Here is an 18,256-nt window from a genome sequence, read left to right as displayed (position 1 = left end):
ATACAAATAATTAAAATTATTATAAATAATTGACTTTTTATAAAATTAATAATATCATTGATTAATTATAAATTTCTTCTAAAAAGAGGATTAAAGTATGGAAAAAGTGCAAATAGAAAATGTTGAACTCACATTATCTCACCCGGATAATTTAAATATAAAATGGACAGGGCAGAATGATTTGGTAAGACAGATAATGGCTTCTTGGCATTTAATTTCAGAAGATGATATACCGCTAAATCCTAGAATCGTAGGAAAACCCGGTGCCGGAAAAACTACGCTTTCATATTATGTAGGAAAAGAGATTCTAAATAGAGATGTTTATATATTTCAATGTACAGTAGATACAAGACCTGAAGATCTTATAATTATTCCTGTAATATCTGAAAACAATAAAATAAGCTATCATGCTTCTAGTTTGGTTACTGCTATGATTAAAGGAGGGGTAGCTATACTAGATGAAGGAAATAGAATGAGCGAAAAAACTTGGGCTTCGCTTGCTCCGCTTCTTGATGATAGAAGATATGTAGAAAGTGTAATAGCTGGAATAAAGATAAAGGCTCATCCTGATTTTAGAATCATAGTTACTATGAATGATGATGCCAGCACTTTTGAGCTTCCTGAATATATACATTCTCGTCTTCAGCCTACTATAGAACTTCCTTTCCCTGATGTTAAAGAAGAATATGATATATTAAAGATGAATCTTCCTTTTGCTGATGATGAAATATTAAAAATCACTGTAGGTTTTTTACAAAAATCACATATTCATAATGCTTCTTTTTCTGTGAGAGATGGTATTAATATGGCTAGATATGCAATGAAATTATATAAAGGAAACATTGCAAGCAGCAGAGATACCGCATTTTTAATAGCATTAAAATCTGTACTTGGTAATGAGGGGCTTAGAATATTAAGTCTTAATATGGATGATAGAGATAATAAAAATAATAGAAGAAATATGGACGATGACGAAACTAATATCATATAATCATACAATGCATTTTTTATATGCATTATATGATATTGATTTTGATATTATCCTATTTTATGCAATTTAAAATATTCTAATTCTGAATAAACCCTTTCTGTATTATTAGCAACTTCTTTTCCTAATATGGAGCTATTATTTACTAGGGCAGAGTTTTCATGAGTGATATTATTTAATTCATTCATAGCAAGTGCAATTTCTTTTACGCTTCCTTCTTCCTTTGAAACCGCATTATGAAGATTATTTAAAACTTCTGAAACTTCATTGGCAGAAGCCTCTATATTTAAAAGTATTTCCAAAGAATGTTTAACAGATTCATCTCCTGTTTCTATTTTAGCAACTGTGTTTTCTATTATATTTGTAATCTTTCCGGCAGAACCATTAACATTTTGTGCAAGAGAACGGATTTCTGAAGCAACAACAGCAAACCCTTTACCTTGTTCGCCGGCTCTGGCAGCTTCTACAGCGGCATTCAAAGAAAGTATATTAGTTTGAAATGCTATAGACTGTATAAGTTTTATTATATCTGATATCTCTTTACTAGACTGAGATATATCAGCCATATTATTAGAAATCTGTGTTACAGCATCAACTCCAACTCTTGTGGAATCAGATACTTTATTACTCATCTCTTTTACATCATTAGTATGCTTAGATGTTTCGGATATAGAAGAAAACAGGCTTTCTATGGCACCGCTTATTTGTTCTATTGCAGCAGCCTGAGAAGATGTTCTGTCCGATAAGTTATCTATGCCATTGGATATTTGTCCGCTTGAATTATTTATAGAAGCCATATTCATTTTTATTTCTGATACTATAGATGATATTTTGTTTTGCATATCATTAACAGAATTAACCAAATGTCCTGATTCATCTTTTAAATGCAAATCTTCTTCATCAAATACACTATTAAAGTTGCCTTCTTTCATTAAATCTATAATCTTTATTGTGTTCTTTAAAGGCTTTACTATTTTATAAACTAAAAACCCTTCAAGGAATAAAAGAATGATCATAACAATAAATATGACAAACATTAAAATCATAAATTGATTATTTAATTCGCTGGCATCTCCTTTGAATATTAATATCCATGGAGCATTGTCTGTTTTTTGTACTGCATACCATTGATTGCCCACAATTTTTACTTCTCCTACATGTGATATGAGATTTCCTTTAAAGGAACTAAAAAGCGGATCTTTAAATAAATTATTATTTTCATTTAGTACATAATCATTATTTTCATGAGTCATATATATTCCATCAGCAGATACTATATAAAAACTTTCATCAAAACTTTCTTTTATATCTTTCATAATGCTATTCATATCAGCAAAGTCTATAGCAAATACTCCTTTTAATTTTCCATTTGTATATACAGCTTTACTGAATGTAACTGTAAGTTCATTAACAGCAAAATCTATATATGGATCGCTTATTGCTATATCATTAGAAGCTACTGCATCCTGATACCAAGGTCTTGAAGTTTGATTATATGTACGCGGATATTCTTCTAAAGTATTTATATATATGCCACCTTCTGAATATGGTACAGTATCTCCAAAATACATATTTAAGTAACCGGTACCTGATTTCTGTACATTTGTTATAAAATCACCGAATGTTTCTAAACTTGGATTTGCTTCTAAATTATTAACTATTAAATTAACTGTGTTTTTTATTTCTTTTACATACGCTTCTGTTTCATTTTTTGAATTTAAAGTTTGAAACTATTTTTCTTTTAAAAATTTTGATTTATATATTGGTTTGTATATAAACAATATTGCTAAAAATGCAGCAAATAGAAATATGAAATATAGAAAAAATACTCAAAAATTTGAACATTAATCCTATTTTCATTAATTTCTCCAAAATTTACTTTATATTTTTATAAAATTAAAAATAATAAAAAATTTGTAAAATATATAAAAAAATACAATTTTTTTTATAAAAAATAAAAAAATTATTTTTGTAATTTTCTAAAATTATACATTAGATAGTATTTTGTAAATTAGTTATCTTATATTTATTATTTTTAAACGCACGCAGAGTAAGGTTAAAATTATAAACTTATTTTTAATTCATATTTTTGTTATATTATAAATTTTATTTACAGTGCGTTAAATGATTTTTTTAAATCTAATCCTCGCTAGGGCGGGTGCTAACAAATTCTAATTAGGCTATAAAGATAGTAAATATTGAAATCCAAAGTAAAGCAGTAAATTTTAAAGGTCTAGTTTTTAAATTAAAGTTTAAAAGTTATTTTTTATCAACTTTTCCCGCAGCAAAAGTTGCAAAAGTTCTAATTCTTCTATAAATAATATGATTTTATCAATTATTATTAAATAAATTCTAAATTTACTCAACACTTTTGTAGATACTATAATTTCTAATTAAGTTATAAAGATAATCAATATAAAAATCTAAAATAAAGCGTTAAATTTTAAAGGGCGTGGTATGTAAATAAAGTTTTAAAACTTATTTTTCATTTGCCAACCCTCTATACTTATGAATTTAATTTGTAATTATTATTTTTTATTGCTTTAAAGTTTAACCAGAATTTTTAATACCCACCCAAGATTTTTTTAAATTTATAGCGTATTCACCGCACGCAGAATAAAATTAAAAATATAGATTTGTTTGTAATTAAAATTTTATTATATTATAAATTTTGCTTACCGTGCGTTAAATGATTTTTTAAATCTAATCATCACTAGGGCGGGTATTAACAAATTCTAATCAGGCTATAAAGATAGTAAATATTAAAATCCAAAGTAAAGCGTCAAATTTTAAAGGGCGGGGTATGTAGATAAAGTTTTAAAACTTATTTTTCATTTTCCCACCCTCTAGGCTTATGACTTTAATTTGTAATTGTTATTTTATATTTTCTTTTTTTGTTTAATTAGAATTTTTAGTTGCCCACCCAAGATTTTTTTAAATTTATAGCGTATTAACCGCACGCAGAGTAAAATTAAAAATATAGATTTGTTTGTAATTAAAATTTTATTATATTTTTAATTTTGTTCACCGTGCGTACAGTTTATCTCAAACCACATTGATTTTGAATATTTTTTATATTTTCTCTAGCATATTCATCATTAGGGTCTAATTTTAAAGCCTTTTTATAATCTTTTAAGGCATCTTCATATTGTCCTAGATTTTCTTTAGATATTCCTCTGTTATTATAAGCATAACTATAATTAGGGTCTATCTCTATAGCCTTATCATAGTCTTTAATAGCTTCTTCATACTGTCCTAATTTTTCTTTAGATATTCCTCTGTTATTATAAGCATCACTATCATTAGGGTCTATCTCTATAGCCTTATCATAGTCTTTAATAGCTTCAAAATACTTATTTAAATCTAAATTTATATTTCCAAATACTAAATAGATTTCAGCATTATTTTTATCCAGCTCCAAAGCCCTTTCAGCATCTTTTTTTGCTTCTTCATATTGTCTCAAACCGTTTTTTGCTCTGCCTCTTGCACTATAATATTTTGATGTAGTATTATCTAATTTTATAGCTTTATCAAAAGACTCTACAGCTTCTTTATATTTTGTTTCTTTATGATAATTAACGCCTTCTTCATAATATTTTTCTGATGATAACATATTAGCACTCACAATATTTTTTATTATAAAAATAATATATTTTATTTTTTAGTATTTTCAAGTTGTTATTATTTTAAAATACACTTTTTATTTTAATTTGCAATTATAATTTTTTATTAAAAAATAATTTATAAAATCATACCAAAGTTTTATTTGAATTTTAGTGTATTTACCGCACGCAGAATAAAATTAAAAATATAGATTTGTTTGTAATTCAAATTTTATTAATATTGTTAGTTTAATTTACCGTGCGTTAAATAATTTTTAAATCTAATCAACACTTTGGCGGATACTGAAATTTATAATTATGAGTTTTAAAGTAATAAACGAGCAGCTGATAACTGACAAAGGAAGTTGTCAGCTATTTCTTAGCGAGTTTATCGCTATCAACAATAATAAATTAAATGTATTTGCTTGCTTCTTTTATACTTAAATTTGCCATATTATCTTTATGCTTTTCTATAAAGTCTCTTACCCAATTAGCATTGGTTTTGCTGTAATCTCTTAATGCCCAGCCTATTGCTTTGTTTATAAAAAACTCTTTATTGTTTAAATTGTTTATTATAATTTTCTCTAATAATTCTCTATTTGTTTTTTCTTTTCTTGAAAGCTGATGATCTATAGCTATTCTTCTAAGCCAAATATTATCAGATAAAGACCATTCTAAAAGTATGTCATTAACTGTTTCATCTTTTAAAGCAATATCTCCGATAATTCTGTCTAAAAAATCTATAGTATCCCACCATGATTTTATGAGGGCATATTCTTTTAGCTTTTCTATATGAGTTTTATTTAAATATTTATTTTTTAAAATAAGATAATCTATTGCTGCATACTGAAATTCTCTGTATTTATTTTTATAGCATTTATCTGTAAAGTTAAAATCGATATATTCTTTTTTATCTTTTGAAATTGTTTTAAATACTTTTTTCTGAGCTTCTTTTCTCTCTTTTGAATGAATACCCAAAAACTCAAAATTATTTTTCATGTATTTAGCCATTGAAGCAGCTTCTTTATTGTTTTTTAATATTTCAAATTCTTTTGAGAGATTATTATATAAATCATTCATTTAGTGAAGCCTTAAAATTACTTATCAAAAATATATTTATAAACATGCTCTGATAAAGTTATTCCATTTTTTAAGTAATCAGCAGAACAAGCTTCTTTTCTCTCCCCCGGTATTGATATAGTTTCACCTTCTTTTAGAGCAGGTTCTTTTCTTATATCATCAATGAATGACTGCACAGTATTTAAATAAGTATCTAAATCATTATAAACAGCAGGATCAATAACAAGCATAAATGTGGATAGATTTCTTTTTTTATCCATATCTCCGTACATCTTTACTAAATTATTGCAGTAGGCCTGACCTATTAAAAGCCCTGTAAAAGCCTCAACCATAGTCATTATTAAATATCCCTTAACTCCTCCGAAAGGCACAACATATTTTATTTCATGCGGATTAGAACTAGGATTACCATTTTCATCAACCCCCCAATGCATAGGCACTGTTTCATTATTTTCACGGGCGGTAAATATGCGTCCTAATGATACTTCACTTGTAGCCATATCACCAAGTATAAAATCTTTTTTGGCAGGAAAACCATAGCTTATAGGATTAGTGCCAAAGAAAGATCTCTTTCCTCCGAAAGGTATAACGCAAGGATCCGTATTAACCATTATTAGAGAAACTTTATTTCTGTCTATAGCCATTTTATTATAATAGCCTAATGCCCCTGCATGACTATTGTTTTTTATTCCTATTAATGCAATTCCTTGTTTTTCAACAGTTTCCAAAGCCCATTCCATAGCATACTTCGTTGCTACATGTCCGAATCCTCCGTCAGCATCCATTAATGCAAAAGACGGTTTTTTCTCCTCTATATTAAACTCCGAATTTAAATTTATTCCTCCTGCTTTTATTCTTTCTATATAATGCTCTACTCTTAATACTCCATGCGAATGTATTGATCTTATATCTGCATAGATTAATAAATCTGTAACAATTCCAGCCTGTTCATTAGGAACTCCAGCCATTTTAAATTTATTGTATACGGCTTCCATTAATTCTTTTGTATTAACTCTTATCATGTACAAAACCTTTTTGTTATTCAATAAACATAATAAAGTTTACATAATTATAGATATAATGTCAATAATTTTATTTTAATATTAAATTAAAAAAAAGAACAAGAGATATATGAATATCTCTTGTCCTAATATATTTTTATGTTAAAGTGTATTTATATTAATCGTCCCATTCCTGACCTAATAGATTTCCGGCTTTATCAATGTATAATTCCATCATATTATTCATTTTAACTTTATATACATTGTAATGTTCCATTTCTACTGCCCAAATCTGAGCCTGAGGATAAGTTCTCTTAGCAGTTGCTATTACAGCTTGAGGAACTTGATTAAGAGGCACATACCAATCAGCAAATAAAGCTGAAGTGCTTAAAACTGTTAAAGCTGCTAATAAACAAAGTATTTTTTTCATAATATTACTCCTTTTATATAAAATGTATTAAATTAGTCGTCCCATTTTTGACCTAATAACTGACCATTATTATCAATGTATAATTCCATCATATTATTTAATTTGATTTCAAATATAGTAAACTGTTTTTCTATTTTTATAATTTGAGCATTAGGGTAAGTTCTTCTTATTGTATTCATAACATTAGCAGGAAGTATAGTAGAAGGCATATTTCCATAACATTTTACTTCTTTCCAATCTCCATTAGGGAAGAAATCTATTTGAGTGCCATTTTCTAAATATACTTCGATATCGTCCCAATCTCTTTCTATGAAAGTTACTTTCACATTAGCAAAATGCTGTTTTATAAAATTCTGAGCATTCTGAGGTATAGAAGATAATTGCACTCCATATCCATATTGTGCACCTTGACCTCCTTGCTGAGCATAAGGGTCTTGATAATTTTGCTGTCCTTGAGCTGGAGGCTGAGCATAAGGATCTTGATATCCTCCTTGTCCTCCCTGCTGACCATAAGGATCTTGATAACCTCCTTGTCCGCCGCCTTGACCTTGATTATTGTCATAATATCCATTATATTGAGCAAACAATGAACCTGTAAGCATTGCTGAAACAAAAATTATAGATAAAGCTTTTTTTATAGTAGTCATAAAATTTCTCCTATTTTTAATTTTGTAAAGACACCCTAATAGTAGGTAAATTATCTTTACATTTAGTATTATAGTATAATTTTAAGATTATGTCAATTAATTTTACTAGTTTTTTACTAAAAATTTACATTTTTTTTGTAAAAATTATAATAAATTCATTGAATTAAACTATAAAAACTATAGTTTTATATGTAAAAAAATCTTGATTTTAATGTACAATCAATGTATAATTATATGAATAAAAAAATAATTAATTAATGGTAATACAATTATGAAAAAAGTAAATTTATGTTTATTAGGGGCTTCCGGTGCTGTAGGTCAGGAAATGCTTAAGGTATTGGAAGAAAGAAAATTTCCTATTAATGAGTTAAGACTTCTTGGAAATAGAGAAGCAGGAAAAAAAGTAAAATTTAACGGAAAAGAATACACAATCGAAAAGACAACTAAAGATTCATTCAAAGATATGGATATAACATTGGTTGCTGTAGGAGCTGATTTAAGTAAGAAGTTTAGCCCATTAGCAGTAAAAGCAGGAAGCATAATTGTAGATAACAGCAGTGCATTTAGAATGGATAAAAATGTTCCTTTAGTAGTTCCTGAAGTTAATCCTGAAGATGTTAAACTTCATAAAGGAATAATAGCAAATCCTAACTGTTCTACAATAATAGCTTTAGTAGCATTAGCTCCGCTTCACAGATTTGGAAAAATTAAAAGAATTATAGCATCTACTTATCAAGCTGTTTCAGGTGCTGGTAAAGAAGGTATGGAAGAATTAGAGCAGCAGATTCAAGATTATGTTGCTAAGAAAAAACTTGTTAATAAGACATTCAAATATCAAATAGCATTCAATTTAATTCCTCAAATTGACTCATTTGATAAAAACGGATATACTAAAGAAGAATTAAAAATGACTAATGAAGGAAGAAAAATACTTCATGCTCCTGATATGAATGTAAGCTGTACTTGTGTAAGAGTTCCTGTTATAAGAAGCCATAGCGAATCTATTACAGTAGAAACTGAGAAAAAAATCACTGCTAAAAAAGCTAAAGAATTATTATCTAAAGCAAAAGGCGTGAAAGTAGTTGATGATCCTGCTAAGTTTAAATATCCTATGCCTTTGGATACTTCTGATCAAGATTTAATATATGTTGGAAGGATAAGAGACGATATCAGTGCTAAAAACTCATTAACATTCTGGTGTGCGGGAGACCAAATAAGAAAAGGTGCTGCTACAAACGCTGTACAAATAGCTGAGCTTCTTTTACCTGAATTAGAAAAAAAATCTGATGATTCTAAAGCTAAAACTGACGAAAAGAATCCTACTAAAAAATCGGCTGTAAGAAAATCAGTAAAAAAATAATAAATATAGAGGCTGTGTATATATACATAGCCTCTTTTTTTATTATAATAAATTAAGTAATTTGTATAACTTATCAGATTTGTTTCAAAAACAATTTAATAAATATTTTTTATATAAGTCTATATTAAAAACACAGAATATTATTTATTAAAACTATAAAATTATCTTATATCTATCTAAATTTATATGTAAAATTATACTTGTTTAAAAACTAATTTTTTATAATTTCGGCTGTGTGATTCCTAACCATAAGTATTAACAAATTGAGTTTAAATCAAGCTTATTAATTATATTTTTCAAGAAGCTCAACTATATCCTTATAATCTTCTAATTTTGCTAAATCAAGTGCAGTCCTGCCATATTCATCAGTTACAGAAGTATCTGCATTATTTTCTAAAAGTACTTTTGCAGCTTCAAACTGATTAAAACTAGCGGCCATCATCAAAGCAGTCATTCCATAATCAGTGGTATAATTAATATCAGCACCATTTTCTAATAACATATTTATTATATTAGTATTCCCTCTATAAGCAGCATTCATTAAAGGAGTAGGCGATATATCAATATGTTCATTTTCTATTTCGCATACTGTATTTGCATCAGCACCTTTCTCAAGTAAAAATTTTACCATCTCTTCATTATTATAAGTTGAGGCATAAACTAAAGCATTAATGTCGTCATCATCTTTTGCTTCAATGTCCACACCTTTTTCAATTAAAAGCTCTGCTATAGCAATATTATGCCGACCTGCACTTGCCATAAGTGGAGTAAATCCTGACTCAGTAGTTAAATTTACATCTGCACCTAAATCTATAAGTTTACGAACAAGTTCTTCATCATACATAGCTTCTATTAATGGAGTAGAATATCCCAAAGCTAAATTAACATCTGCATTATTTTCTAATAAATAATTTATGATATCAGTTTGCTTATATTCTATAGCTTTTATTAAAGGGGTTGACTTAGAATATTCATCTATCTCTAAGCTATAATTAACATCTAAACTTTTTGATTCAATTAATTTTTTGATTGTTTGAAAATCTCCTGATTCTATAAAAGATATAATTTCTTTATCTGTGTATGAATAATATTCTGTTTCTTCTGTTCCATTTTTATTTATTGATGAATTATTGTCTTCATTACTATCTGTAGTTTTTAATTCTTTTGTTTTATTTATATTATTATCTGTACTGTCATCTAAATTTATAGTTACTTTATCTGTATTATTATTGTTTGATTCTTTGGTATTACAAGAAAATATAATTATAGGAAGTAAAAAAATTAATAAATATTTCATAAACGATATATCCTATAGTCAAGTTTTTATTAGTATATTATATAAATATTTTTTTTCAAGTTTTTATATTAAATCCATATAGGGTATATAATCTTAAAGTATATTGATAATAATAAAATGAAATAATTATAAAAAATATAAACTATTTTTATGTTTTAAACTATTTAATAGTTGACTTTTTATGTATATTTTATATTATAGTATGTATAAAAATATTATTAAGGAGAGTTTATGAAAATTACTAAAATATTAATAACCATAATATTTTCATTAGTTTTATTTAATTCATTTGGTTTCAGTCAATATAATAATGATGAAAAAGCGTTAATAGAAGCTTGTAAGAAAGGCGATTTAGAAACAGCCAAAAAACTAATAAGAACAGGCACTGATATTAATACTAAAGATGATAAAAGAGTAAGTGCTTTGATGTATGCTGTTAAAAGCGGAAATTTGGATTTAGTAAAAGAATTAGTAAGATTTGGGGCTGATATAGGCTATTATTATGGTTCTTCTGATGACAGAGGTAAAAGAGTAAATATTGATATAGCTTTCTTTGCTATCGAAAACGGCAATAATGATATTATTGAATATTTATTAAGTAAAGGAGCTAATCCTAATGATTTTTTATTTTTTGCTATATACAAAAATGATATTAATAGAGTGAAAGAATTTATAAAAGCAGGAGCCGATGCTGATTATTATCTTCCTTATGCATCTGAAAGAGGTAATGTAGCTATAATGCAGGAACTTATAAAGGCCGGTGCTAATGATTTTAATAATTCTTTGAGAAGGGCAATATTTGAATATATTTATCAGGAAATAGATAATAGTGAAGCTATAATTGAATTGATAAAAAGAAATGCTGATATTAATATGACATTAAGTGTGGATATATCAGAAACTGACAACTATTCATATTATATTCAAGTACCAATATTTTTTTACGCCATACAAACAAAAAATTACAATATTGTTAAAGCTTTTTTAGATAAAGGAGTAAAACTTGAAGGTACTAATAGGGATAATCAAACTGTAATAATGGCTGCAATAATAACTAATAATGCTGATATAGTAAGAGAGATTCTAAAAAAAGATAAAAGTTTATTGGAAGACGATATTGAAGATGAGACAGTATTAACTTGGGCTATAAAAAATCATAGAGGTTTTCGTTATAATTATAATTATAGTGTAGATGTAAAAGTTATAGATGCTCTTTTAGAGGCAGGGGCAGATTATAATGCAGAAAATTCTGATGGTAAAAATGCTTTAATGGCGGCAGCTTCTGAAGGCAGAGAAGATATTATTGAATTATTGGAAAAATATGGAGCTTGATTTTTGGAGCATTATTTATGAAAAAGTTATTTATTATATTTATTATTTTAGTTAGTGTTTTGAATGCTCAGGAAGGAAAAGAAAAGTTTGTAAAATTATTTGAGGGTAAAGTTATTCTTAAATATTTTGAACATTATTCTGATAATGATTCCATATATTCTGGTAATGATCCTCTATATAAAATAGATAAAAATTCTAGTATTTTATCTGAATCCGGAGAAATATTATACTATTTTGATAGTGCTAAAAATGATAATCAATTTTATTTGTATAATATTGTAGAAAGACATAATTATGAAGAAGATAAATATGAAAAAGTTACAAATTATTATTTATCTATAATTGAAAATAATGTTTTGTATGTAACACCTTTGCTAGTAGGATACGAGCCTGATATATGGAGTGAATTTGCTGTTAATAAAAACGAAGCAGATAATGTATATGAACGATATGGAGCAGAACCTATAGCAATATTATTAGATGATAGTATATATAATTCGATTAGTAAAGTTTCATTAGAAAATTTTTTAGAAAGTTTATTCACTATATTTAAATCAGAAAACGGAGAAATATCATTTATTTTATCAAAAGAAAAATTTCTAGAATACTATTCATATCCTTATAGTATGTATTTTTCAGAAAATACTGATAGTTATTTATATGAAGATAATAAAAACAATTGTTATTTTAAATCCGGCTCTTCTAAATTAAACAAATTTATAGAAGAATCAATAAAAAATGATATGGGCGGTGAGTATCCATTTGGTTTTGGATGTTCATTTTTTAAAAACAAATTTGTATTTTCGTATGGATGGGCTGTTGAATATAGAATTATGATGTTTATAATAGATAGGGATACTTTATTTCTTATGGAAGTACCTTATAATCATAATGAGAATCAAAAATACGGGTTTAATGGAATATTCAAAAGACAGTAATATTTAAAAAATATAACAAAATATATTTTATCTATTTTCTATGTAGTTTCTAATTATTGCATTATGCTGTTTTTATAGTAAAATATTTTTCATTGTTAAGGATTTTTAATAATGAAAAAAGCGGATAAAATAAATAAAGATATTATAAAAGATAATAACAATTTTGATGAGTGTTTTGAAGAAAGCATAAAAGATAATGTAATATTTTTTCCAATCAGACACCACTCTCCAGCATGCTCATATCATTTGAAGAAAATTTTTGAGAGTTTTAAGCCTGATGCTGTACTTATAGAGGGACCAAATGACTGTAATGATTTGATGAAGTATATGATTGAAGAAGATACAAAAGCACCATTTTGTATTTATTCAAGCTATGTTGATGGAAATAATGAGAAGTACAGATGCTACTATCCTTTTTTAGACTATTCTCCGGAGTTTACAGCTATAAGAGAATCACTTAAAAATAATATTCACTGCTGTTTTATAGATATGAATTATGCTTTTATGATAGAGAATTCTATAGACAATTCAGAGGCTGAAAAAGAAAATAATGAAGAAGAAGAAAATTCTGAAGAAGTCAATAATGATACATATACAAAAAGAAAAAAATTAATATCTGTTTATGATAATGATGATAATAAATTCAATGTTAATGCTTATACTGTAGAGCTGACCAAAAAAGCAGGACTTAGAAGTTTTGCCGAGCTTTGGGAGAGAGATTTTGAGATAAACGGAATATTAAAAGACAGTAAAGATTTTATAAGAAGTGTTTATGCTTTAGGCTATTATATGCGTTTGATAGAAGATGAAGATTTTGAAACTAGAAACAGAGAATATGTAATGGCTTTAAATATTAAAGAGGCATTAGAAAAATATAATAGGGTTTTGGTAGTTACAGGAAGTTTTCATACTAAAGGTATAATAGATAAATTAAAAGAGGATGAAAAAGATAATAAAAAATTAAATAAAGAATATAAAAGATTAAAAAAATACATAATTTCAAATACAGCCAACTATTTGATACCATATTCTTTTGAAGATGCTGATGCTAGAAGAGGATACAGAGCCGGCATAGAGTTTCCGGCATTTTATAATTTGGTTTATAAAGAACTTGAAAATTATATAAGTAAAAATAATACCGGCAATATAGGTGATATGTATTTAGATGTTGTAATGTCATTTATAATAAAGGCTTCAAATATAGACAGATACAATCATAATGTAAGCATACCAGACTGTATTAATGCTTATTATATGGCAGTTAATCTTGCTAAATTAAGAGGTAAGTATTCGGCAGGAGTTTATGAGCTTATAGATGCCGCTAAAAGTGCATTTGTTAAGGGTGATATATCTTTGGAGAATACTAGCAATCTTGATTTGATGCTTAAACTTCTTTCAGGCATGTCAAATGGTCATGTGTCGTCAAAAAGTATAGTTCCTCCTGTTGTAATAGATTTTAGAAATAAATGCAAGGAATACAAGATAAAAACTAATAAAACAGAAGAAATAGAATCTGTATTAGATATAGTAAAAAATAGAAGTCATTTTGAAAAGAGTAAATTTTTTCATAAGATGCGATTTTTAGATACGGGCTTTTGCAAATTAGAAAGAGGACCAGACTATGTAAATAAAGTTAATAAGAATCTAGCAAGAGAGATTTGGAAATATGAATATAAAACAGCAGTAGAGTCCGTTTTAATAGATAAATCTGTTTATGGTGTAACAATAGAAGAGCTAGCATCAAATTTGATAGTTGAAAAGTTAAATAGCCGTATAGAATCTGCAGAGGTTTCAAAACTTTTAATAGAAGCTAATGTCATGGGGCTTTACAGCTTTTTTACTGATAACTATAATAAAATAGAAGAAACTATACTTAGTGATAATAATTTTGTAAGTCTTTGCACCTGCCTTAATAATTTATCATATTTAGCTAATATGGAAGCTATTAATAATAATTTATCAATAGATAGGGAATCCTTATTTTGTAATTATGATATAATATCTGTTATAGAATCTTTAGCCAAACAGGTATTTACGATTGCTGTTACAAATATGGACTCTATGAAAAATCTTAATGAAGAAGAAGCATTAAAAAATTCACATTATATAAAAAATTTATATTCATTTACATTAGAAAATCCTAATTGGTGCGATATGGAGATTTTCAATAATAAAATAGACTCAATGCTTGATAATACATTTGGAAGTTCTCATATATATGCAGTTTGCTTAGCATTAAAATATAAATTGGGAAGATTAACAGCAGATGAATTTTCTCATATAATATCATCTTTTATGGAATCTTCTGATATAGAATCAGCTTCATATTTTTTGAACGGTATACTTTTAGCAGCAAGAGATATATTATTCATAAATGAGAATATTATAGAAAGTATAGACTCTGCAATAAAAAAATTAGATGAAGATAAATTTTTAGAGATACTTCCTAATTTCAGATATGCATTTTCAAATTTAAGCCCTATAGAAATAGAGCGTTTATCATATATTATAGCTTATAAATATAATATCAGTAAAAACAAAATATTAATAGATGTTAATCTGCCTATAGAAGAAATACAATTAGCTTCCAAAATAGATAATGAAGTTTTCGATTTAATTACTAAAACTTTATAAAAAATCATAAAAATGAACATATTAATATTAAATTTGTATTATATGTATAAAGTGATTTATTAATTCATTATTATTTATTTATATTTCTTATTTATTGATAAAAAATATAAATAAAAGTATTGTAAGTATAGTTTACAATATTATAATTTTATTGTTATAAATTTATAAATATATCAGGAACTATTTTTAAATTTATTCGTCTAATAATACGAATTTTATATGGAAACTTGATATTTTCTATTCTAAGTTTATAATATGAAGATTTATTACTAAACTTTATAATATGATAAATTGATATTAGGAGCATGTGGTGAGATTTTATGTTACTCTGGTTTTGATTTTAATATTAAATATTTCTTTATATTCACAAGATACAAATTTAACAGATAATATTACAAATGAAACAAAAATATTTATAACTTTAGAAGATGCTCTGAATATGGCTTTTGATGCTAGTAAAACTTTGAAAAAGGCTGAATATGATGTGAGAATAGCACAAGTTCAAAAAGATGCATCATTCTCTGACTTATTTATGCCTTCTTTAAGTATAAGCGGAGGATTGGATTTAGCTGAATCTAAAGAATACTCTATCAGCAATAGAAATACAGGTGTTTATACAAGTCCTGATACTTGGTCAGTTTCTGCCGCTTTATCAAAAACATTATTTACAGGATTTAAAAATTGGAATACAGATAGAGCTAGAGATGTTAATTTAAAAATGAAAAAGGATACATATTATGATGAAAGACTCAATGTGGATCTCAATACAAAATTAAATTTTTATAATACATTTGTAGCTCAGGAAAATTACAGAGTATATTTACAGCAGCAGCTTAATTATAGCAATAGAATGCGAGAATCATATATAAAGTATAGAAACGGACAGGTTTCAGAGTATGAATATTTGAATGCTAAAGTACAATATGAAACTACAAAACCTCAGGTTATAAATTTAAGCAATCAATATCAAAGTTTGAAATTAACTTTTATCAGACAAATAGGTTTAACTAATGTTGCTGATGATGTAGATTTAGTAGGTAATATATTGGATGCTACAAATATAGCATTGCCTGATATGGCTTATGATGATTTGCTTACTATTATAATGAATAATAATATAGAATTAAAAAATATGGCTAGCAATTTAGAAATGTTAGAGTATAATAGGAAAGTAGCAAGGAGTTATTTATGGCCTACTTTATCAGCAAATGCTAATGTAGGAGTAACTACAGTAGATAAAGTAAAAATGGAGAATGGTACATTTAAGAAAAATAGGGCTGGTGAATTTAGTTGGAGTGTAGGTTTTTCTTTGTCATATAGTCTTAACTCTCTTTTGCCTTTTTCTTCTACAGCAAAAGCTGCTGAAGAAATTGAGCTTAGTATAAAGCAAATGGAAGTAAGCTATGATGAGTTAAGAGATACTATAGAAATAAGCAGCCGAGATTTGATTTCTACAGCAAAGTCTCAAGCGGTAAATTTGCAGTCGCAGGCAGAGAATGCCAGAACGGCAGCTTATGCTTTGCAAATGGCACAAAGGCAGTATAGAGGCGGTACTATATCTACACTTGAACTTAGTGATGCCGAAATTACATATTTGAATGCACAGCTTGCATATTTGCAGGCTATATATGATTATTTTTCAAGCACTTTACAAATATTAAAGCTTTTAGGTGCTTAAGGAGATTATGATGAGAAGAGTAAATATTATAATATTATCAATTGTTTTAATTTTATCTTTTTTATCTGCTTCTTGTAAAAAGTCAGCAGTAGATTTAAAGAAAAAAGAGAATCCTATAAGTGTATTGGTAGCAGCACCTATAAAGCAGCATTTAGAAGAGTATTTAGATTTATCAGCTGAGATTAAGGCCATTAAAGAAGTAGAAATATCTTCTGATGTACCCGGAAAAATTGCAAGTATCTTAAAATACGAAGGAAGTTTTGTTAATAAGGGAGACACTATAGCTTTAATAGACAGATTTGTAATAGGTGCAAATTATGCTTATGCTCCGGCAAGAACTCCTATTTCAGGATATGTTACCACTACATATATGGCGGCAGGTGCATCAATAGCAGCTTCTACGCCTATAGCAAATGTTGCTGATATCAGCCAATTAGAGGTAGAAATACAAGTTCCAGAACGTTCCATTTCCGGAATAGAATTGGGTCAAAAAGTAATTATAAGAGTTCCTTCAGCTCCTAATAAAGAAATAGAAGCTGAGATAACAAAAAGAGATTATGCTGTTAATCCTTCCACCCGTACTTTAATGGTAAAAGCTCTAATAGATAATAAAGACAGACTTCTTTTACCTGGAATGTTTTCTGATGTTTCAATACTTTTGAATTCAGCTGATAATGTATTTGTTATACCTAACAGTGCTATGTTTAGTGATGATTTAGGTAAGAATTATATCTATGTTGTTAAAGAAGATAATTCAAATAATCCGCCGTCAGAAGTTCAGGCTGCAAATTCAACTAATGTTCAATATAGAGCATATACAAGAGAAGTTAATGTATTATTCACTTCCAAAGATAAAGTAGCTTTAAGCGGAGGACTTGAAGAAGGAGAAGAGGTAGTAATGTTCGGACGCGAATTCCTTAAAAATGGTTCATTAGTTAATAGAATAGAAAATGACCCTACTATATTGGAATATATTACACCTCAAGCTACAGCTGTTGCTTCGGCTAATACTAATCAAAATACATCGGCAAATCAAACTGCATCTGTTAAAGAAAATACAGCTGCTGCCAAACAAACAACAACAGCATCTAAGCCAGCAGCTACTAGCACATCTAAACAAACTACAACTGCATCTAAACCTACTACTACATCTCAGCCTAAAACAACATCTACTAATACAACAAAAACTGCAGATACTGATAATAACAGCAGTGATAATGGTATTTATTCCATTGGCGGTTAATTATATATTCAATTAAAGGAGCGATT

The 18,256-nt window shown here is 27.3% G+C and carries 13 protein-coding genes and 1 pseudogene; 7 read left to right on the top strand and 7 right to left on the bottom strand.

The genetic code is table 11. The features are described 5' to 3' along the window. Positions 1-97: 97 nt before the first annotated feature. Complete coding sequence (locus tag BFL38_RS07465; RefSeq protein ID WP_069726457.1) at positions 98-991, top strand: AAA family ATPase; 894 nt, start codon at positions 98-100, stop codon at positions 989-991. A gap of 47 nt (positions 992-1,038) precedes the next feature. On the opposite strand, the pseudogene BFL38_RS07460 reads toward BFL38_RS07465, so the two are convergent. From BFL38_RS07460 to BFL38_RS07435, 6 genes and pseudogenes are all read right to left on the bottom strand, one after another. Next, positions 1,039-2,848, bottom strand: a pseudogene (locus BFL38_RS07460) (methyl-accepting chemotaxis protein). A 1,180-nt stretch (positions 2,849-4,028) separates the two neighbouring features. Next, the gene (locus BFL38_RS07455; protein ID WP_069726456.1) at positions 4,029-4,601 is read right to left on the bottom strand and encodes a tetratricopeptide repeat protein; all 573 of its coding nucleotides are present in this window, start codon (positions 4,599-4,601) and stop codon (positions 4,029-4,031) included. Between the two features lie 400 nt (positions 4,602-5,001). Then, on the bottom strand, positions 5,002-5,670 hold the full coding sequence (locus tag BFL38_RS07450) for a DNA alkylation repair protein (RefSeq protein ID WP_069726455.1): 669 nt from the start codon (positions 5,668-5,670) through the stop codon (positions 5,002-5,004). A gap of 17 nt (positions 5,671-5,687) precedes the next feature. Further along, positions 5,688-6,692 (bottom strand): Ldh family oxidoreductase, encoded by a 1,005-nt coding sequence (locus tag BFL38_RS07445; RefSeq protein ID WP_069726454.1) that lies wholly within the window; start codon positions 6,690-6,692, stop codon positions 5,688-5,690. Positions 6,693-6,849: 157 nt separating this feature from the next. Beyond that, positions 6,850-7,101, bottom strand: a complete 252-nt coding sequence (locus BFL38_RS07440) for a PepSY-like domain-containing protein (RefSeq protein WP_008722057.1) — start codon at positions 7,099-7,101, stop codon at positions 6,850-6,852. A 32-nt stretch (positions 7,102-7,133) separates the two neighbouring features. Beyond that, complete coding sequence (locus BFL38_RS07435; RefSeq protein WP_069726453.1) at positions 7,134-7,748, bottom strand: PepSY-like domain-containing protein; 615 nt, start codon at positions 7,746-7,748, stop codon at positions 7,134-7,136. 271 nt (positions 7,749-8,019) lie between these two features. Between BFL38_RS07435 and BFL38_RS07430 the strand changes: the two genes are divergently transcribed. Then, positions 8,020-9,108, top strand: a complete 1,089-nt coding sequence (locus BFL38_RS07430; protein WP_069726452.1) for an aspartate-semialdehyde dehydrogenase — start codon at positions 8,020-8,022, stop codon at positions 9,106-9,108. Positions 9,109-9,391: 283 nt separating this feature from the next. Here BFL38_RS07430 and BFL38_RS07425 read toward each other — a convergent pair whose 3' ends face one another. Continuing rightward, positions 9,392-10,405 carry an ankyrin repeat domain-containing protein gene (locus BFL38_RS07425; RefSeq protein WP_069726451.1) on the bottom strand — a complete coding sequence of 338 codons (1,014 nt, stop codon included), beginning with the start codon at positions 10,403-10,405 and terminating at the stop codon, positions 9,392-9,394. Positions 10,406-10,636: 231 nt separating this feature from the next. Here BFL38_RS07425 and BFL38_RS07420 point away from each other — a divergent pair, with 231 nt between their 5' ends. The 5 genes from BFL38_RS07420 (at position 10,637) to BFL38_RS07400 (ending at position 18,230) form a co-directional block, all read left to right on the top strand. Next, positions 10,637-11,737 carry an ankyrin repeat domain-containing protein gene (locus BFL38_RS07420; protein ID WP_069726450.1) on the top strand — a complete coding sequence of 367 codons (1,101 nt, stop codon included), beginning with the start codon at positions 10,637-10,639 and terminating at the stop codon, positions 11,735-11,737. A gap of 17 nt (positions 11,738-11,754) precedes the next feature. Continuing rightward, on the top strand, positions 11,755-12,675 hold the full coding sequence (locus tag BFL38_RS07415) for a hypothetical protein (RefSeq protein ID WP_069726449.1): 921 nt from the start codon (positions 11,755-11,757) through the stop codon (positions 12,673-12,675). Positions 12,676-12,786: 111 nt separating this feature from the next. Further along, the gene (locus BFL38_RS07410; RefSeq protein ID WP_069726448.1) at positions 12,787-15,309 is read left to right on the top strand and encodes a DUF5682 family protein; all 2,523 of its coding nucleotides are present in this window, start codon (positions 12,787-12,789) and stop codon (positions 15,307-15,309) included. Between the two features lie 310 nt (positions 15,310-15,619). Continuing rightward, on the top strand, positions 15,620-16,987 hold the full coding sequence (locus tag BFL38_RS07405) for a TolC family protein (protein WP_069726447.1): 1,368 nt from the start codon (positions 15,620-15,622) through the stop codon (positions 16,985-16,987). Between the two features lie 7 nt (positions 16,988-16,994). Continuing rightward, positions 16,995-18,230, top strand: a complete 1,236-nt coding sequence (locus BFL38_RS07400; protein ID WP_069726446.1) for an efflux RND transporter periplasmic adaptor subunit — start codon at positions 16,995-16,997, stop codon at positions 18,228-18,230. Positions 18,231-18,256 lie beyond the last annotated feature (26 nt).

Origin of the sequence: Brachyspira hampsonii (assembly GCF_001746205.1) — a bacterium.
Taxonomy (GTDB): Bacteria; Spirochaetota; Brachyspiria; order Brachyspirales; family Brachyspiraceae; genus Brachyspira; species Brachyspira hampsonii_B.
This window is presented reverse-complemented; position numbering and strand designations above follow the sequence as displayed.